Source organism: Sphingobacteriales bacterium (assembly GCA_016706405.1).
GTDB lineage: Bacteria > Bacteroidota > Bacteroidia > Chitinophagales > UBA2359 > BJ6.
The window spans coordinates 970,364-989,515 of record JADJJT010000002.1; the positions used below are offsets into that span (position 1 = coordinate 970,364).

Genomic DNA, 19,152 nt, shown 5'->3' on the forward strand with positions numbered 1-19,152 from the left:
AAATATCAAACCTTTTTACCCAAACAAAACCAGTTGGTTGTGTGCTAAGTAAATATCAAATCATTTTTGGTTTGCTTGTTCTTAATCTCATACAAGTTCGCCAATATTTGCTTAATTTTGCCCAATATTTAAAAATGGTCGCTTTCTACCCATGTGCCATTAAATAAATAAATTTAATAATAACAACTATAACGCTACCTTTCTTATCTTATGAGCAAAAATTACTTTTTTATATCCTGTTTTTGGGTTATGACTTTGTTGCTTGCTAACCAAGCTGCATTTGCCCAATTAGAAGTAACTCAGGAATCTGATGCCGAAAAATTAGCTAAAGCCTTTGTAGGTATTGGTCTTGAGGTTTCTAATGCCACACTTACCTGCCCCGAAGGAGGATCAGGTTTTTTTAACGGCGAGTTTTACCAATTTAGGCATTAACGAAGGTATTGCCCTTTGCTCGGGCACCATTGATGAAATGCCCGGACCCAATGACGAAAGTGGTGCAAGCCGGCATAAATACCTGTGTTGATGGCGACCAGGATTTAAACGATATTATCATTGGTTTTACCACCAACGATGCCTGTATTTTGGAGTTTGACTTTATACCTTACTCCGAAAATTTGTCGTTTAATTACGTATTTGGCTCTGAAGAATATTTGGAGTATGTAGGAAGTAGTTTTAATGACGTTTTTGCCTTTTTTATCGAAGGGCGGGCGTGCCGTTTCCAAAATATTGCACTTATTCCGGGCACCACCGTTCCTGTTTCCATTAATAATCTAAACGATGCCTCAAACTCTGAATATTATGTGGACAATGGCAGTGGCTTCCCTGTTGACCCCAACTCGACAGTGCAATACGATGGCTTGACTGTGCAATTACAAGCTAAAATTAAAGTAACCCCCTGCGAAACCTACCACCTGAAATTAGCTATTGCCGATGCTGGCGACTGTGTACTCGACTCGGGTGTGTTTTTAGAGGCCGGTAGTTTAAATACCGACTTTGTAGAAGTGCTAGCCTCCACCGTTTCAACTACTACCACCGATTTTGATAATATGGTAGAAGGTTGCGTGGACGGAAAGGTTAAATTTGTTGCCAATAATCCGGTTGAAGAGGATTTAGTACTGAGCTTTGAAATTGCCGGAACTGCTACCGAAGGCGAAGACTACGTTTCTTTTCCTAAAACTATTACCATACCAGCCGGACAACAAGAGGTTGAGTTTATAATTGATGGCATTGAAGACGGTTTGGCCGAAGGTGCTGAAAGTATTGTCATTAATTTCAACCTGCCACCAGCTGCGATGCAGTTTTTTCAAACTGCCACCTTAAATATTGAAGACTTAGTGCCTTTAACGGCCAAAGTGCCGACCAAACGCTTATTGAACCCGGCACCATTGTTACCCTTAGTGCAACGGGAGGCAGCGGCCAATACAAATGGATGCCTTCGGTAGGTTTAGGCACGCCCAACGAGGCCACTACCACCGCCATACCTTTGGCCACCACTACTTATACCGTACAAAGTATTGTCGGCTCGTGCATACTCGAAAAGAGGTTACCATTTTTATTCAGGCCTGCAGCCCCGAAACCGACCCTGTTGTTGGCACTGTTTCGCTTAACGAAACCCATCGCCTGCGCCGGGATATTGTTGCCGCCACCACCAATGGCACGCTTTACAAGCCGAAGATGCCCTTGCCTTTTACCTGCACAATAACCCGACAGCGATTTTAATGCCCCGGTTTTACCTTTATACGATTCGAACTTATCCGAAATTTTGCCAACGACGGCAGCTATCCGTACAATACTACCCTATATATTACGGCCATAGCCGCCGACTCGCTATCCAATGGCTACCCCGATTTAGCCGACCAATGTATTTCAATTAGTCCTGCCGCACCTATTGTATTTCTTCAACCCATAGAACCTGTTATTAATGCATACTGCGATTATTCAATAGGTCTTTACACTGTTGTTGCTTCGTTTAAAGGTGGCTATCCCCAATACGACAATACCAGCACCTACGAGGTAGCGGGTAATGCCACTACAATTTTAGCCTACCAAGAAACGGTAGAACTTAGTTTTCAAGAGGCCGAAACGTTTTTATGGGGTTTAACGGCCACCGATGTTATGGGCTGCCAGGGCGCTTATAGCGAAGAAGTACTATGTATTAAAACACCACTTGACCTCCTTACCTTTAGTGGCAAACCCCTGCAAAATGGCAACCAGCTTGATTGGGCAACTGCCACCGAGTAAATATAGATTTTTACACGCTTAAAAGCAGTGCCAACAGCAAGAACAAGTTTGAAACTATAGCACAAATTGAGGCCAAAGACAATACCACCACAAACCAAAACGACTACCGGATTTATTGATATCGATGCTAAAGCATTTAACGCCACCACCTATTACCAACTATTTAGCACCGATGCCCTTAGTGGTCAAACGCAGTTATTGGCTACGGCAAGTATTAACCGCCAGCAACAACAAGTAGGCAACACCTTAAAATTGCCGCCATTACCCTTTAACCGATGGCAGCAACCAACTACTGTTTAACCAAGCCACCTCACCAGCCACTCAACTAAGTGTTTACGATGTAAGCGCACGTCAGGTAGTAAATCAAGCCCCGGCGCAAAGGCATTACCACTGCTAATTTACCCTGCCAAACGCTGGTAGCAGTGGTGTTTCTTTGTAACTGTTACCAATGGCCAACAAACCGATACAAAACGATTTGTAAGGTAAACAAACAGTTTTATTTGATGAGATTGTTGATAAAACTAAAAACCAATTGGCAGTCGCAAGAAAAAAATCCGGATGAACGATATAAATTTTGTGCATCCGGATTTTTTTAATTCAGAATTCAATCTAAACAATTAGTGGCATTTTTAACAGGTTAAACGCATTAAAAATAAAAGAAAGCCAGATAGGAATTATTTTTGCGGCATGGAAACAATTAAATTTTTCGCCGAAGTAAAGGATTTTCGTATAAACCGCAAGAAGTTGTATAGCCTGCCTGAGATATTGCTTATTAGTTTATGTGCAGTGGTAAGTGGTGCGGAGGATTTTGAGGAAATAGCCGAGTATGGTCGTCAAAAATTGTCTTTTTAAAGACATTTATGGAATTACCCAACGGCATTCCCTCTCACGACACTTTCAACCGAGTATTTCAGCACTTAGACAAAGATGCGTTTTCGTCAAGTTTATATCGTTGGTCGAAGGAACTTTTTAGGTTTTTAGCCGACAAACAGGTCTGTATTGATGGCAAGGTTTTATGCGGAACCGACCGTTCAGGGTCAAAAAAAGCGGTATATGCATTGTAACTGCTTGGGCGTGTGAGCAGCGTTTGGTGTTGGGGCAGCAAAGGTGGCAGCAAGAGCAACGAAAAGACGGCAATCCCCGAACTTTGGATGCTCTCGAACTGGCAGCAGCATAGTTAGTATAGATGCCATTGCTTGTCAGCCCCATATAGCCGAGCAAATCCGTAATAAAAGGCAGATTATGTACTGGCACTGAAAAAGAACCAAGGTGTTTTGTTTGAAGAAACCGTCAGCCGATTTTCATCATTAGCTGCTCAACTGCCAAGTTTCGAAAAAGTGGAGTACAACGGCGGACGCATCGAAAAAACGCACCTGTACGGTGCTAAATCAATTGTTTTTTGTCGATTCGGCTGCAAAATTCAAGGATTGCCAATCAATTATTCGTATTATTGCCGAGCGAACTTTGAAAAACCAACCCGAAAAAACTACTCAGGAAGTTCGCTATTACCTCACCCAGTCTCGATATAAGTCCACAAAACGCTTTGACAATTTGCCGAAACCACTGGGGTATTGAAAACAACCTACACTGGATGCTCGATGTTGTCTTTAATGAAGACCATAATCGTAGCAGAACCAAATATGCTGCTGAAAACTTTGCTACTCTCAGAAAAATAGCCCTACAAATCTTAACCCAAAATGACGACAAAAACAGTATTAAAAACGAAGACACATCGCCGCTTGGAACGATATGTATCTCCTCAAATTAATCCAACCACTATTTTAATGCGTTTAACCTGCATTTTTTTGCTCAATTACTATTTTTTAAATATTTTGTCCTGACCTTAACTTTATAGTAGTGAATAATTTATAGCAACAACAATACATGTAACAAAACTTTATTTATGAACAATCCTACTATTTTAGGCCCCGGAAGCAGAGTACGACATGCTAAATTTGGTTTGGGTGTAGTGGTTAAATTAACGCCCACAACCTACCAGTTAAGTTTTGTACAGCACGGCCTGCAAGAACTACCCATAAATACCCAGTTTGACGAAATTATTGACGCAATTTCGCCCGATTTAGATGGCCTTGCCCTACATCAAGTGGGGCGTTTATTAGAAAGGATGTTCGATAAATGGGGGCATATTAGCGAAGTAGTACCTTTGGGCAGCCGCTGGCAGGGTGGAACAATTATTATTAAACCCGCAGATGAGAGCCAAAAACCCAAAGAAATACCTATTGAGGCTTTTTTCCATAAAATTATAATGGTACGCGACCGTTTGCGCGTTATGGAGCAACGCATCAATAGCAGCAATCTGACTGACGAAGAAAAAATTAACTTGCAACAATATATAACCCGGATTTATGGCTCGCTAACTACTTTTAACCTGTTATTCAAAGAAAAAGACCACCAATTTAAAGGGGTATCAGATGATTAGCATTATGCATGTTTGAGTGTAGTTTTTAGTCATTAACAATATACGGGTATCGAACTTCGGATAAAAACAAGCCATTTGCCGGAGCCGAAAAACTACGGGGTATTTTACCTTTGGTTGCCAATACCTCTTCAAACACAGATAACGGCAATTTTTCTTTCCCAACCCAGGCTAAAGCACCTACAATTAACCGTACCATGCCGCGCAAAAACCGGTTTGCAGCCACATGGTAAGTAAGCGTTTGTAACTGCGGGTCGTGGCATAATTCCGAGCGATAAATTTGGCATATAGTGGTTTGATTCGCACCGTTAGTTTTACAAAACATCGGAAAATCGCTGTATTGCAAAAGAAGTGGGGCAGCCTGAAGCATAAGTTCAATATTCAAAGGTAGCCATGGAAAAAAGGTGCTAAAACTGTGTTTAAACGGATTTTTATTAAAATGCAGGTGGTATTGATAGGCTCTGTAAGTGGCATCGAAGCGGGCATGTGCATTTGGCGGAACGTTGGTATATATGTTTTTAATGGCAATATCGGTGGGTAAAAAACGGTTTAGGCGGTGCAACAAATCATCCGGAAGTGGGTCGGGGGCGTCAAAATGGGCATAAAACGAACTTGCATGAACGCCAGCATCGGTACGGCCACATCCCAGCGTAGCAATGGGTTGGTTTAGCAGGGTGCTAAGGGCATTGTTTAGCGTTAATTGTACGGTTGGTTTGTTTTTTTGTACCTGCCATCCGCAATAGGCCGAGCCGTTATAAGCGATTTCAACAAAGTAGCGTTTCATTGGGTTGCGAGTGATAAATTAAAACGAATTTTAAAAAATAGGCAAATTTAAGCCGTAAAACATAAAATTTTACCGAATTTTGCCGCATGATGATAAACGGTTCAAAAATTTGGAAAAAATACGGCGATTTAACCGTACTAAAAGGCGTTGATGTTCAAATTGCACAGGGCGAAATTGTTTCGATAGTGGGCGCATCGGGTGCCGGAAAAAGCACCTTATTACATATTATTGGCACTTTAGACCGCGCCGATAGTGGTGAACTTGAAATTGCCAACCAAAAAATAGCATCCCTTAATGACCGTGAATTGGCTCGTTTCCGGAATAAAAATATTGGCTTTGTGTTTCAGTTTCATCATTTATTGCCCGAGTTTACAGCTTTAGAAAATGTTTGTATCCCGGCTTATATTGCCAAAACAACTGAAGGACAAGCTAAAAAACAGGCAACAGATTTACTTGATTTTTTGGGCTTAAGCCAACGACTGCACCATAAACCGGCACAATTATCGGGTGGCGAGGCGCAGCGGGTAGCCGTTGCCCGCGCACTTATCAACCGTCCGGCAGTGGTATTGGCCGATGAACCATCGGGGAATTTAGATAGTGATACCTCGCAAGAGCTACATCAGTTATTTTTTAAACTGCGCGAAACCTTTAAACAAACTTTTGTAATTGTAACGCACAACACCGAACTTGCCAATATGAGCGACCGCAAATTAACCATGAAAGACGGCTTGGTAGTTTAACGCAAAATTAAGGGCTTGTTTAATATGCTGTTGTCCGGATAGAAAATTTTATCCGGAGTTATTTGCTTTTTTTAACTACCTCATTAAAACAGGTCGTTCAATGTTAAAGGCCGTTTATCTTGATGCCAAACAAAACCTTTTAGCCTTATTTGGTTGGGTTTTATTTGCTCTATAGGAGTTAATACTACTTCGGGGTTGGTAAGGAAAGAAATAGCGTGTAATTTTTTGTCGCTAAAATCCATCCGGATGGCGGCACTGCGGCTTTGATTCATCCCTGAGAAGGCTTTATTTTCGTCTTGCATAAAATAAATACTTTCGGCATTATTGCGCACGTGTACCGTTTTAATTTGGCCGTTAGTAAAATATCCGTCAACAAATTTGCCTTTAATTTGGTTGTAAATACCTTGCTGCACTTTGTTGGCCACAAAGGCATTTTGAAGCAAAGCTACTTGGGTTATTTTGTTGTTTTTGGTGTGCAAATAAATAGTATCGGCGGTAAACTGGGTGCTGTCTGACCATAGAACCGGAGTGCCAAACATTTTAAAAATACTATCGGAGGAGGCGTATGTTAGTGAGTCGCAAACGGCTTGCATATCTGATTTTAAGATGCGTGTATTGCGGTAGGCGTAAAACGTTCGGATGGTGTCGGGTAGGGTAGGAGGGGCGGGCGTTACAATTAGTTTGGTGCTGTCTTCCGGATTATTGTTTGCTTTTTGTCTTGGTTTTGAAATAGATTTAAGTGTATCGGCTGTAATGTATAAGGTGTCGTTGTCAATTACATTCATTAGCAGCGGTTTTCCGTAGGCAATCATTTCCTTTTTTGCATCAAAAAAATCAATATTTTGGCTTTTTATGGTAAGGTTTTGGGCTGTATCAATTAATACCACGTTGCCGCGTGCAATACCAATTCCGGTGCGCTTGTTGTAATTAAATTTATCGGCATCAATTTCCCGGCCATCTTGCCGCACTTTGCCTCGCTCTAATAAGGTTAACTCGTCGTTTTGGGCGTCGTAAACACCTTTGTTGGTGTGTATAGTGTTACCGTCGTTTGTATTGATAACGGTAGGGCCGTTAAATTCGGCCTTTTCGGTATCTAAATAATAATCTAACTGGGCAGTGCGGAGGTGGTATTGAGGTGAGGTTAAATCGACGTTATTTGTAAAAACAGCTAAGCGTTTTTCGCCATAATATTGGGCATTTTCGCTTGTTAGCGTGCTGTTGCGCCCTTTTAGTTTGCCTCCTTTTTGGTAGCTACCCTCGCGCGTGGTCGAGTTATAGCGCATTCGGTTAGAGGTAATTTCAGTTTCTTTATCCACTAATTGGGCGCGGCCAAACAAATCGGACTGGGTGGTATTAACGTCGTAATGCAAACTATCGCTGCGCACATTAACGTTGCCATCGGTTAGCCGAACGTTTTTGCTTAGGCGGGCAAATTTGGGTTTTACGTCATAAACTAATCTTTCGGCTCTAACCTGTGTTTTATGGTCGGTTAGATACACATTTTTGGTCAAAATAGCGCGTTTGTTGGCTAAACTATAATTCAGTTCCTCAGCTTTTAACTCCGATTTTCCGTCGTTCATTACCACATTGCGTTTCAGCAAGGCAGTGCGTTTGTTGCCATCAAAATCTAATTTGTTGGCATAAATATGAACCGAGTCGCCATCTACAATATGTACTTTTCCGAAGGCTTCAACGGTATTGGCGTTGGTGTTAAAATAAGCACTGTCGCAGTATAAAATGGTATTGCCTTGACTTAGGCGCACATTGCCAACCAAACGTTTTATATCACCCCCCGCTTTGGTTCGGGTTCCTTGAAGTAAATCGGATTTTTCAATTTCGATTAATTTTTTGTCGTCTCCAAATTGTAGGTGAGTATCAGTATGCGTTTGTGCCATCAATTTATTATCCGGATGAAACAAAATAGAAACAGCACTAAAAAACAGAAACGTCAGTAAAAAATTTACTGCGGTTGCTTTTAGTGTATCAAAATTAAATCCGGATATTTTTATTTGCTTAATTAATATCATCATTCAAAACAACAGTAATTAATTCAAGGTGGTTTGTTGCTTAGTGAGGCTTAGGTTTTGTGTGTTTTTTAATCTTATAACGCAGCATCTAAGGCGTCGTTAAGGGCTTTAGGAGTTAGGTTAAGTTTTATTTGCCCATTATGGGCATGCGATATTTTGCCCCGTTCTTCGGATATAACAATTACCTGGGCATCTAAATTTTCGGTTAGGCCAACTGCCGCCCTGTGGCGCATACCAATACGTTTGGGCAGGTCGGGGTTTTCAGAAACTGGCAAAATGCAACCTGCCGCCAAAATACGCTGATTTGCAATGATGAGCGCACCATCATGCAGGGGGCTGTTTTTGGCAAAAATACTTTCTACAATTTTACTCGAAATTTCGGCATTTAAAGCCACGCCGGTATTGGCAAAATACAATTTTTCACTTTCGTCGGCAAAAACCAACAGCGCACCTACTTTGTTGTTAGCCATATTATTAATAGCTTTTAATAATTCTTCTTTCGATTTGCTTTTTTGCGTTTTATCGTTAATATTTCGGTTTAAAATTCTACGCCAAAGCCCATCGTTGCCTATACCGCTGCCCTTGCCAATATAAAATAAAAACCTGCGCAACTCTTGCTGGAAAACAATTGCCAAAAGTATAATACCAGCCCCAATAAACTGATTTAACAAATTGGCCAATAAACCCATTCCTAATTCGTGTACAATTAACGATAACAAATAAATGACCAAAAAGCCAATAAAAATAGTGAAGGCAAAACTGCCGCGTAAAAGCTGGTAAAGTTTGTAAAACAAAATGCCAACTAAAAGAATGTCAATAATATCCCAAAATCCTATTTCAAGGAAGTCAATTTTAATAAAGGCCAGTTTACCATCCAAAAACATAAGTATATATTACAAAATGAATTTTATTATTTGCAGTTTATCACAGAATTAAGAGTTTAATAAAGATAAAAATTTATAATTTATAGCGCAGCATTAATTTGGCTTCTGACTTAATGCGCCCTTTAATTTCGGTATCGCCAGCGCTTATAGTTTGGCGGTCGGTAAAGCGGGTTTGGGCAAAACGCAGCCAAAAGGCAATTTTACGGTGTGGTTCAAATTTAACCATTCCATACCAACGCAACCCCTGCCCCGATAGTGCCGGAACTGAAAAACTATATAAAACATCGCTTTCGTAGGTATAAAAACGGGTATCAAAGGCTTTAGCGTCAAAAAGTGCAACCCGGCCATATACTATCATTTTTAAATTTTTAGGCAGGGTATATTTAAAATCGTGGCTTAAAAAATAACCATTTTGAATGGTTTGGTCTCCGTTTTTAAACCAGCTTACCTCGGCGCGTGCTTTTAGAAGTAAAATTGACCTTGGACTGTATTGTAAATTATAGCGCACTCTTCCGGTTTTTTCCGGAACCAAATAATTACTTACAATATCAGTTTCCGGAGTTTCTTCTTCTGCTTCTTCATCAATATCAATATTGTTTAGCTTGGTTTCGTTTTGAAAACGCCAATACATTTCTATATACCGTGATGGCTTGTAATTTGCCTGCGCTTTTATATCTACGCCGTTTGAAGGCGCGTTTGCCGATGCCCGCAGCCAGGGGTGTTGGTACATATCTACATAGGCTGTAAGTGTCCACTTTGGAAATGGCACAACCTGCACGCCCGTAAACAATCCGGTTTCGTTGTTTGGCTGGCTGTTTTCGCCAAAGGCGCTGGCATTAAGGGTTTGATATTTGGCACTATAAAAACGGTGCATAAAAGCTACTTTTAAGTATTTACTTAGCTCAAGTGTTACGCCGTTTAAAGTAGAAACGCCGCCGTTTTTGCTTATGGCTGTTTCGCCAAAAAAAACTGCGTCTTTGAATAAAAAACGATAATCGACACTACTGTTAAACAACTCGTTGCCCGAAAAACGGTACAGGTTTTCGGGTTGGTGCTGCTGAGATGAGGTAAGCGAAGCGCTAAGTTTGGTATAAATGGTGTTAAAACCAACTTGTAAGAGGTTGCGTCTGTAACTGATATTGCCGCCCGCATCAAATCGGCTAATGGCGTGCTTGTCGGTTATTTCTGATTTTGTGCGGTGGTATCCGGATGTTTGTAAGGCCGAGATGCCTGTAATATCTGACGGGCTTATATCATCCGGAAGTGTGCCGTCTTCTTCTAATTCTTCAATATTTTGCCCGTTAATATCGGTAATATTAGCATCAATATAGTGGTACGAGGCAAAGCCTGTAGTTTGCCAGTTGCCAAAGCGCGCAGAGGCGGCAGCGCCTCTAAAAAAATTATTTTCGTTGGTGGCGGTAAATGGTCTAACAGGTGCTACGGTTTTGGCAAAATTTAAATTAGTTACACTTTTTTTAAGCGAAAAACCACTCCAACAAATTAAACCTTGCCCTAATTTTATTTCGTAATCGCCAAGGGCTAAATGGCGCAATTTGCCTAATTTTGCTACATAAATATGCGCCGAGTAAAAATCGAAGCCATTTTTTTGCGAACCACTAAAAAGGGCTTCTCCGGGGTCTTTTTCGGCGGTTATGCCATAGCTAACCCTCGAGGCGTAGTTGTAGCGGTAGCGCAGGTATATTTTATCGGGGTTGCCTTCAAATTTTTTGTTCCCTGTTGTGTCGGGCTGGTAGCCGGCCTGTTGTTCAAGGGTGCGTTGCCATCGCATTAACACTTGGTGTTTGCGGCTAAAGGCCAAGCGTTTAAATGGTATTTTTTGGGTTGTAGTATTGGCTATGTTTATAAAAGGCAATAATTTTTGTGCGATGTTGGCATTTATACCATCAACCAATACAAGTTCGTACAGATGGGTAAAGCCGTTCATTTCTTTACGGTAGGCAATAATGGCGGCAATTTGCTGCGGCGATAGTAAGCCTAAATCTAATAACTCGTCGTAAGAGGCGGTGTTAATATTTAGTGGGTCGGCAGTATATTCGGCAAGGCGTTCAATCTCTGATTCGGCAGCGCCCCCTTCTTCCTCATCCACTTCAACGGCATCCTCAATAGGTTCTTCTAAAACATCATCAGGATTTTCGGTGGCGGTATTATTAGGCGGTTGTGCCCAGGTTAGCTGCGTTGCCGATGCAACTAAAAAAGCCACAACAACAAACAAAATTGCATTTAAAATCAGGCTTTTTTTCATAGATAATACGGTGTTTAAATTTGTTGTGCCATTAGTGTTTTTAATTATGCATCTTTGGCGCACCTGAAACCAATATACGCATTTCCTTCAATGGGCAGTCGCTCCATACGGGCAGCATTGCGCAAGTTAAAATCGGTGGTATTGCCCCATGCACCGCCTCGCATAACCCTAATTGGCGTTGGTGGTGGGCCTTTTGGGTTTTGCGCTGGACTTTTGGCATAATAGTTAGCATCGAAATAATCGTTACACCATTCCCAAACATTGCCACTCATATCAAAAATACCGAGTTCATTAGGTTTTTTTGTACCCACTTTACTGCTGCTACTTGCTGCGTTAGGTGCATACCAGCCTACGGCGCCGGCATCGGTACTGCCACTAAAGGCATAATTTTTACTTAATGTACCCCCGCGTGCGGCAAATTCCCATTCGGCCTCGGTTGGCAGTCGTTTGTTTACCCATTTAGCATAGGCCCTTGCACCGTAAAAACTGATGCAGGCAACCGGGTGTTGTTCAAATCCGGGTTTTGGTTGAAATTTACCCTCCGGATTTTGGCTTATTTGATTGCAGCCTTCAATATTAAGTAATAACCAGTTGGCTCCGTCTTCAGTTTTATTTCCGTTGGCATTTAGAAACTCGCAAAACTGTGCATTGGTTACTTCGGTTTTGTCTATAAAATAGGAGTTTACGGTTACAGTATGCGCGGGGCGTTCGTCGGCGTCGCCTTGGTTGCTGCCCATTGTAAATTTACCGCCTTTAACCATAACCATATTTTCGGGAGGCGAGCTATTGCCTTTATTGCATCCGGATAATAAAAACATTCCGAAAAAGGCAATTGACAAAAGGCATCCGGATAAAATGGCGTTACGCAGGCGCATCAAAATAGAGTAAAATTAATAATAAAATATGGGTTGCATTCTTTTGGCAAAGGTACTAAAATTATATGGGTAGTTGCCAAGCAAAGCTGGCTGTTGCTAAAAAATGCGGTGCCTGTTTAATTAAACGGCTAAAATTAAAAAATAGCCTTTTTTGCCTTTTTGAACTAACAAACAGCGGTCGTTTATTAGGTCGGCGGTGGTAAAAGTGGTTTTGTCGGTGGTAATACGTTCTTTGTTAATGGTAAGGCCGTTGTTTTGAATACTGCGTCTTGCCTCGCCATTTGACTCAAAAATATGGGTGCGTTGTGCTACCAAATCAATGACCCCAATTCCTTGCTCAAACTCGGTGCGCGGCACGTTGTAGTTTGGCACGCCCGAAAAAATGTCTAACAACTCGGTAACGCTAAGGGTAGCTAATTGTGCTTTTACGCCTTTGCCAAATAATATTGCCGAGGCATTAAGGGCTTGCTCGTAATCGGTTTGACTGTGCACCATTGTAGTTAGTTTTTGAGCCAAATTTTTTTGCATCAGGCGCTCGTGAGGTGCTTGTGCGTGTTGGGCTTCAAGGGCTTCGATTTGTGGTTGGGTTAGGTTTGTAAAAATTCGCAGATATTTGCCGGCGGCATCGTCTGGGGTATTGAGCCAAAATTGGTAAAAATGGTAGGGCGATGTTCTTTTGGGGTCTAACCAAATATTGCCTCCTTCGGTTTTGCCAAATTTACTGCCATCGGGTTTGGTAATAAGTGGTGTGGTAAGGGCAAAAACCTGCCCGTCTCCAAGGCGTTTGATTAATTCGTTGCCAGTGGTAATGTTTCCCCATTGGTCGCTGCCACCCATTTGAATAGTAATATTGTGGTTTTTCCAAAGGTAGTAAAAATCGTAGCCTTGCACTAATTGGTAGGTAAATTCGGTAAACGACATACCTTCGCGCTCATCGCCCGATATGCGGTTTTTTACCGAATCTTTTGCCATCATGTAGTTTACGGTAATATGTTTGCCAATATCGCGTATAAAAGTTAAAAAGCCCATGTCTTTAAACCAGTCGTAATTGTTAACCAAGACAGCACTATTGGGCTGGTCGCTAAAATCTAATAATTTTTCAAGTTGTTGCCTAATTCCGGCAATATTGCCCTGTAAGGTTTCATCGTCAAGCAAATTGCGCTCTTGACTTTTGCCCGACGGGTCGCCGACCATGCCTGTTGCACCACCCACTAAGGCATAAGGTTTGTGGCCGCACGCCTGAAACCGTTGTAAAATCATGATGGGCAGTAAGCTGCCAACGTGCAACGAGTCGGCGGTTGGGTCAAAACCAATATAACCCCGAGTTGTACTTTTTAGTAGTGCTTCTTCGGTTCCGGGCATCATATTGTGCAACATGCCGCGCCATTTTAGTTCTTCAATAAAATTTAAGTTGGTATCCATTTGGGTTAAATTCAATTAAACCGTTAAAATTAAGTAAATAGATTAATTTAAGTCGAAACTAATTAATAAACATACAAAATACCCCTCAAATACTGTTCGCAGACATTTGAGGGGTATTTCATAGGGGCAAAGTTACGGAAAGTAGCTGGGTTTTGCAATTAAGTTTAGGCGCAAAATTAGTATATAACGTGAATTCGGAGCTAAGCTATAAAAAATAGGGGGATTAGTATAGTTGATAGGAATAAAAACAGGAGCATAGTTATCTTTGTAGTGTCCAAAACTGCAAACAATACTACCCCCTGTTTTTATGAAGTCCAAAGATACAAAATTTGATGTGTCCATGTTATTTGAATTATTTTTTTTTGTAGATAATGCCTGTTTGCTGATGCAACAATGGGTTGCTCAGCATTGGCTTAGCGAAGGTAAAACAATGCCACGGCCTCGTAGTGTGCCCAAAATTTCGGAAAGTGAGATACTTACGATTCTGATTTTCTACCACTATTCGGGCTATAAATGTTTTGAATATTACTATAAAGCATTGGTTTTGAATGACTTAAAGACCTATTTTCCTACTGCCCCATCCTACAACTATTTTATAGAGTTAATAGAACGGGTTGCTCTTCCTATGGCGATTTTAGCCAAATTAACCTGCCAGCAAGCAGAAAAAACAGGAATTTATTACATAGATGCCAAAGCGCTACCTGTTTGTGACATGCTGCGAGCCAAGCAACATAAAGTTTTTTGCTCAAACCGCCTCGAAAGGAAAATCTTCTATGGGGTGGTTTTTCGGCTTTAAGCTCCACCTGATAGTCAATCACAAAGGACAAATCGTGGACTTTGCTTTGACTACAGGACAGGTGGCAGACAATAGTAAAGACCTCTTAAACAAGCTATTAGAGAAAATATCAGGCACATTGTTTGGCGATAAAGGCTATTTGACTACCTTATGGAACAACTTTTTTGAAAAAGGACTAAAAATAATTACCAAGGTCAAAAAGAATATGAAAAACAGACTAATGTCTTTAGAAGAAAGGCTCTTATTGAAAAAAAGACCTATGATTGAAGCCATTAATGATATTTTGACCTCGGTTTTTGACTTAGAACATACCAGACACAGAAAACCACAGAATGCTTTTGTCCATATAGTCGCTAGCTTGGTAGCCTATCAGTTTTACCCCAATAAACCTCAAGTAGATCTTGCTAAAATTTACTAAGTAAATCTCCGAACTCACGTTATATAGTATAAAACTTACAAATTTTTGATGTTTTGTTAGTTGGCATGTTTTCAATTTCCGGATGGATTGCTTAATTAATCACCAATTTCCCGGATATAATTACCCGATTGCCGAGTTTTACTTCGTAGGGGTAAATGCCTGCTGCAAGGTGTAGGGTGGGTAGCAGGGGTGGGTTAATCTTCCGGATGGGATAAACCGCGCATTCGTCTTGAACTGTGAATGATTTTTTTTTGCCGTTATCCGGATACTGTCTGAATTACTGATTTAGCAGATGAACGGCTTGATAGGATTTCGTCGCCGTCCCCTTCAAGGAAATGGGAATATTAATTATTTCTGAATACTTTTTTGTGGCTTATCGCCTAAAATATAATTGGCAATAAAACCAAAAATTATGATAAAATAATTTTGAAGACTTACTTATAAATATATAAAATAGTCCACAATTTAAATGGATGACTATGAATACGCTACCCACCAAACTGCTTTTCTTCTGGATGAATTTTTTGCTGCTTTTGCTGGCGTTGGAAAACTCCGGATACTTAAAATCTTTTCCAGAAATTCGAAAGAACGCAATCTCTTGCAAGGTTACGCTTATTGCAACAAAAAAAATGGAATAAAAAAACCATCCAAATGCTTAAAAAGATCCGGATGGTTTACTATTTCTTAACCCTTATTTGGTTTAATACTAAAGCAAAATAGCCTATTAAAACAAGTAGCCAATTTTGCGCGTATAAGCTTTTCCACCAGCTTCAATACGGTATAAATAGTCGCCGGGGGGTAAGCCGTAAGGCATCCGGTTAAAGGTAACGGTGTAGCTGCCGGCCTCTTTCAATTCGCTTAAAATAGTAGCCAATTTTTGCCCTTGTGGGTTTAAAATGCTAATTGTTACCTGCCCCTTATACATTAAGCCGAACTTAATTTCCATAGCCGAATAAGTAGCATTGGGGTTGTGCCCCATTAAAACTGCTGGATTATCGGTGTAATTATTACTACAATCGGGTAGTAAGTTGGGTGTTGGGTCAAAATGTTGTTGGAAAACATAATCAACTAATACCGGATTTAAGCAGAACCAGTTTTTTAGTACGGCAGCGTAAATAGTCCTAAAATCTAAGGTAAAAGTAGGCTCGGCATAATAAGGTATATTTAAATCGGCTAAGTTGCCTTTTACGCCACCAATAACGCCATTGCCCCACATTAGAACAGGTGCTGCCGATGAGTGGTCGGTGCCGGCTGTGCCATTTTGGGGAAGGCGGCGGCCAAATTCAGATATTGTCATTACCAAGGTGTTGTCGGCAACTTCTTGGTCGGCGTTAAGGTCATCAAAAAAAGCCTTTACCGATTCGGCAATTCTGCTTAACAGTGTTTCGTGTGCGCCAACTTGGTTAACGTGTGTGTCAAAGCCTCCAATACTAACCATATAAACTTTAGTACCTAAACGACCTTTAATAAGCCGGGCAACGGCGGCCATTTGCCTCGCCAAAGTGCTGTTTGGATAGTTGGCAGTATTTACCGTTTTTTCGTAAGTTTTTTTAATATTATCGGCGTAGCGATAGCTATTGTTATACATTTGGCGCATAAACTTTTGTTCGTCGCCATACTCGCAGTCGGCTAAATTGCTGGTATCCCAAAGTTGCCCTGTTTGTGCTAAGCGGTAAAATGATACCATATCGTAAACAGCCAACGACATATATCCGGATGTATCGTGGGCAAAAGATAGCGAACTATTTAAGCCAATTTCGATGGCGGGAGGTACAGTAGGGGGGGCTTCGCTCATTAACGGAAATTCGTTGGCTAAGGTGCGTCCAAGCCATCCGGTATGCCACTCGGTATCCGAGTCGCTGGCTGTTGCCCAAATATCACTTGACCTAAAATGCGAATAATTTTGTGACGGGTAACCTACCGATTGCATAACGGCCATTTTGCCTTCGTTCCAAAGAGGCAAAAGGGCATCCATGGCCTTATTTATGCCCACATCGGTGGTTAAGGGGCTAAGGTTGGCTTCGGTTATAGCAATATTAGGGCGGGCATTATAATAATACGAATTGCCACGTGGTATAATGGTATTTAAACCGTCGTTGCCGCCATCGAGCCTTATAATCACTAAGGTGCGGTTAGCAGGCGAGGCAGCTAAGGCGTTTAATATAGGCGAACCAGCCAATACCCTTAAAGGATTTGAGCCAGCCATAAGCATACCACCTACAGCCGTTAACCCCAACGAGGTTAAAAAACTGCGCCTCGACCAGTTTGTGTGGTCGTTTTGGTGGGCTTGGGAATTGTTAAGGGTGGCCCCTTCGCGTATTTGGTGGTCGCAGTTTTGATGTTGATTTTTTGTATCGAGTTCAGTCATACTATTGCAAATGCTAAAAGGTGAAAGTTAAGGCACAAACAAGCTAACACATAAAAGTAAACAAATTAAATAAACAGTTAATGTTAGATGTGTATTTGGCCTAAATAAACCTGAATTTATGTTGTTGGTTAGATTTGTTTTTGTAGTAGCTCTAAGTTTGATTAATTGATGTTAGTATTGAGTGAATAAATGTGTTAATTTATTTTAATCCGGATGGATAGTTATTTTTTATCCGGAGATTCAAAGAATTAACCCAAATTAGCACAAAATACCACAGCAATATCAAAGTGCAAACAAACTACATTAATTGAAATTCGGGATGGCGTGTTATATAAATTAATAATTTACGACACATTTCTTTAGCTTCGGGCGAGTCAAGTGTCCAGGTACCATTTTCAAAATAGGTATCCGGAATATTACCCTTAAATACAGCAGTGGCAGCATCGTACTCGGCTTGGTGTGGCAATCCGTTAGGCGTAAAAAAGTCAACCATCGCTTTTGTAATTATTTTTGGGTCGTGCGAGTTACTTGTAAGTGCTTTGGCAATATTAACCAAATTTATTAAGTAACTGGTGTTATTACTGCTTGATAGGTAAGAGTTTGTATATATAAAGCGTAAAACGGCGGTTGTTTCGCTTACCCAAGTATGGTGTCCGGGCCAGCCGGCAACGTTAATAGGGTTATACAACAGTTGCCCTAATGCGTTCGAGTACGAAAAGAAATTGTTGCGCCAGTTGTCGTCAATATAAAGTTCAGATGTTTTAACCAAATTGGTAAACATTTCAATAGGACTTTTAATGAGGCAGCCTATAGCGTTGTCATCAAAAAAATGTTCGCTTTTAAACATTTTGCGCAACAAGGTTTCTGTTTGCAAAAAGCCTAATTTAAACTGGAGTGCCATATCATTAACGAAAGCCTCGTCGGGGGTATGGCAAATGTAATATTTATAGATTTTGCGGCAAATAAATTTTGCCATTTGGGTTTGCCTTTTGGTAAAAATAAGGTCGTGTACGTCGTTAAAGCCCCAGTTGCCAGTTTCGCCAAAAATTGTTTTAACGCCACTGTCCCAACTGCTTGCCACAAAGCGTTGGTCGTCGTTAGCGTAATAAGCGCAATTAAAGGCGCGGGTCCATCCGGTTAAAGCATGTGCAACCTCAACAACGTCGTCTTCGGTATAGCCATTGCCTTCGCCAAGCGTGAAAAGTTCCATTAGCTCGCGGGCGTAGTTTTCGTTGATACCGTTTTTGGTACTATAGGCGCCGCCTAAATAAATTAACATGGAAGGGCATTTGCCAATGGCCATTGTAAATTCTTTAAACGATCCAAAGGCATAAGTTTGCAGAATATTATGGTAGTTCCACAAAAATTGAGAGCAACCATAATCATACCATCCGGTAACGAAATGATTATGCCAAAAGAGCATTAATTTGCATAATACGGGGTTAGTTTGCATATTGGCCTGCCAAGAGCGCACTAACTCGTACCAGTGTTGGTAAATTTGATTACCATAATCGGTATAGTCAGAAACCTGCCAATTATACCAAGTTGGTTGTGTTACCGTGGGTCCGGTAACAGCTTGGGTAATTAGCTCATCTACTAAGTCCGAAGGATTTTGGGTTAAACCATAAGCAATTTGTGCTTGGGTGGCCCCAAACCCCATACGGCGATATAAATGAGCTACGCGTCGGGCATCCCAAGGCTTTTCGGGGGTTGGCACGTAAGGTGTCATACCTCCGGTAATACATTGTGCCGGCATAGATTACAAAATGTTATTTTTAGTGAAAAAATTATGTCATGTTTGTAATTTTGGGTGAAGTACTGCTCTTTAGATGGTAAATGTACGTTAATTTAAACTCTTTGGCTGCTTTTTTAATTAAAAAAATTCATTTTTTTTTTT

At 41.0% G+C, this 19,152-nt stretch carries 20 protein-coding genes; 12 read left to right on the plus strand and 8 right to left on the minus strand.

Annotated features, from left to right (window positions below; genetic code table 11):
• Nucleotides 1–249 precede the first annotated feature (249 nt).
• From IPI59_10205 to IPI59_10245, 9 genes are all read left to right on the plus strand, one after another.
• Nucleotides 250–432 (plus strand): hypothetical protein, encoded by a 183-nt coding sequence (locus IPI59_10205; GenBank protein MBK7527904.1) that lies wholly within the window; start codon nucleotides 250–252, stop codon nucleotides 430–432.
• A 50-nt stretch (nucleotides 433–482) separates the two neighbouring features.
• A complete protein-coding gene (locus IPI59_10210) occupies nucleotides 483–1,442 on the plus strand; it encodes a choice-of-anchor L domain-containing protein (GenBank protein MBK7527905.1) in 960 nt (319 codons plus the stop codon).
• The gene (locus IPI59_10215) at nucleotides 1,426–1,719 is read left to right on the plus strand and encodes a hypothetical protein (GenBank protein ID MBK7527906.1); all 294 of its coding nucleotides are present in this window, start codon (nucleotides 1,426–1,428) and stop codon (nucleotides 1,717–1,719) included. Before IPI59_10210 ends, IPI59_10215 begins: the two co-directional genes overlap by 17 nt.
• 588 nt (nucleotides 1,720–2,307) lie before the next feature.
• Complete coding sequence (locus tag IPI59_10220; protein ID MBK7527907.1) at nucleotides 2,308–2,541, plus strand: hypothetical protein; 234 nt, start codon at nucleotides 2,308–2,310, stop codon at nucleotides 2,539–2,541.
• A 387-nt stretch (nucleotides 2,542–2,928) separates the two neighbouring features.
• Nucleotides 2,929–3,093 carry a transposase family protein gene (locus IPI59_10225; GenBank protein ID MBK7527908.1) on the plus strand — a complete coding sequence of 55 codons (165 nt, stop codon included), beginning with the start codon at nucleotides 2,929–2,931 and terminating at the stop codon, nucleotides 3,091–3,093.
• 8 nt (nucleotides 3,094–3,101) lie between these two features.
• Nucleotides 3,102–3,305 carry a transposase family protein gene (locus IPI59_10230; GenBank protein MBK7527909.1) on the plus strand — a complete coding sequence of 68 codons (204 nt, stop codon included), beginning with the start codon at nucleotides 3,102–3,104 and terminating at the stop codon, nucleotides 3,303–3,305.
• A 210-nt stretch (nucleotides 3,306–3,515) separates the two neighbouring features.
• Nucleotides 3,516–3,770 (plus strand): hypothetical protein, encoded by a 255-nt coding sequence (locus tag IPI59_10235; protein MBK7527910.1) that lies wholly within the window; start codon nucleotides 3,516–3,518, stop codon nucleotides 3,768–3,770.
• The gene (locus tag IPI59_10240) at nucleotides 3,746–4,009 is read left to right on the plus strand and encodes an ISAs1 family transposase (protein ID MBK7527911.1); all 264 of its coding nucleotides are present in this window, start codon (nucleotides 3,746–3,748) and stop codon (nucleotides 4,007–4,009) included. Before IPI59_10235 ends, IPI59_10240 begins: the two co-directional genes overlap by 25 nt.
• 135 nt (nucleotides 4,010–4,144) lie before the next feature.
• Nucleotides 4,145–4,681 (plus strand): hypothetical protein, encoded by a 537-nt coding sequence (locus IPI59_10245; GenBank protein MBK7527912.1) that lies wholly within the window; start codon nucleotides 4,145–4,147, stop codon nucleotides 4,679–4,681.
• A gap of 25 nt (nucleotides 4,682–4,706) precedes the next feature.
• On the opposite strand, the gene truA is transcribed toward IPI59_10245, so the two are convergent.
• On the minus strand, nucleotides 4,707–5,462 hold the full coding sequence (truA, locus tag IPI59_10250) for a tRNA pseudouridine(38-40) synthase TruA (protein MBK7527913.1): 756 nt from the start codon (nucleotides 5,460–5,462) through the stop codon (nucleotides 4,707–4,709).
• An 89-nt stretch (nucleotides 5,463–5,551) separates the two neighbouring features.
• On the opposite strand from truA, the gene IPI59_10255 reads away from it, so the two are divergent.
• The gene (locus IPI59_10255) at nucleotides 5,552–6,202 is read left to right on the plus strand and encodes an ABC transporter ATP-binding protein (protein MBK7527914.1); all 651 of its coding nucleotides are present in this window, start codon (nucleotides 5,552–5,554) and stop codon (nucleotides 6,200–6,202) included.
• Nucleotides 6,203–6,285: 83 nt separating this feature from the next.
• Here IPI59_10255 and IPI59_10260 read toward each other — a convergent pair whose 3' ends face one another.
• The 5 genes from IPI59_10260 to IPI59_10280 all read right to left on the minus strand — a co-directional run bounded on the left by IPI59_10260 (nucleotide 6,286) and on the right by IPI59_10280 (nucleotide 13,673).
• Entirely contained in the window at nucleotides 6,286–8,232 is a 1,947-nt protein-coding gene (locus IPI59_10260; GenBank protein ID MBK7527915.1) for a hypothetical protein, read from the minus strand.
• 71 nt (nucleotides 8,233–8,303) lie between these two features.
• Nucleotides 8,304–9,107, minus strand: a complete 804-nt coding sequence (locus IPI59_10265; protein MBK7527916.1) for a TIGR00159 family protein — start codon at nucleotides 9,105–9,107, stop codon at nucleotides 8,304–8,306.
• Between the two features lie 79 nt (nucleotides 9,108–9,186).
• Nucleotides 9,187–11,376, minus strand: a complete 2,190-nt coding sequence (locus IPI59_10270; protein MBK7527917.1) for a helix-hairpin-helix domain-containing protein — start codon at nucleotides 11,374–11,376, stop codon at nucleotides 9,187–9,189.
• Between the two features lie 44 nt (nucleotides 11,377–11,420).
• On the minus strand, nucleotides 11,421–12,254 hold the full coding sequence (locus IPI59_10275; GenBank protein MBK7527918.1) for a formylglycine-generating enzyme family protein: 834 nt from the start codon (nucleotides 12,252–12,254) through the stop codon (nucleotides 11,421–11,423).
• 117 nt (nucleotides 12,255–12,371) lie between these two features.
• Nucleotides 12,372–13,673: a tyrosine--tRNA ligase gene (locus IPI59_10280; GenBank protein ID MBK7527919.1), complete on the minus strand. Its 1,302-nt coding sequence runs from the start codon at nucleotides 13,671–13,673 to the stop codon at nucleotides 12,372–12,374.
• A 307-nt stretch (nucleotides 13,674–13,980) separates the two neighbouring features.
• Here IPI59_10280 and IPI59_10285 point away from each other — a divergent pair, with 307 nt between their 5' ends.
• Entirely contained in the window at nucleotides 13,981–14,469 is a 489-nt protein-coding gene (locus IPI59_10285; GenBank protein MBK7527920.1) for a hypothetical protein, read from the plus strand.
• A complete protein-coding gene (locus IPI59_10290; protein MBK7527921.1) occupies nucleotides 14,381–14,887 on the plus strand; it encodes an IS982 family transposase in 507 nt (168 codons plus the stop codon). Before IPI59_10285 ends, IPI59_10290 begins: the two co-directional genes overlap by 89 nt.
• Nucleotides 14,888–15,611: 724 nt before the next feature.
• On the opposite strand, the gene IPI59_10295 is transcribed toward IPI59_10290, so the two are convergent.
• Both IPI59_10295 and IPI59_10300 read right to left on the minus strand, forming a co-directional pair.
• Nucleotides 15,612–17,255, minus strand: coding sequence for a DUF1501 domain-containing protein (locus IPI59_10295; protein ID MBK7527922.1), 1,644 nt, complete (start codon nucleotides 17,253–17,255; stop codon nucleotides 15,612–15,614).
• Nucleotides 17,256–17,553: 298 nt separating this feature from the next.
• The gene (locus tag IPI59_10300) at nucleotides 17,554–19,011 is read right to left on the minus strand and encodes a DUF1800 domain-containing protein (GenBank protein MBK7527923.1); all 1,458 of its coding nucleotides are present in this window, start codon (nucleotides 19,009–19,011) and stop codon (nucleotides 17,554–17,556) included.
• Between the last annotated feature and the right edge of the window lie 141 nt (nucleotides 19,012–19,152).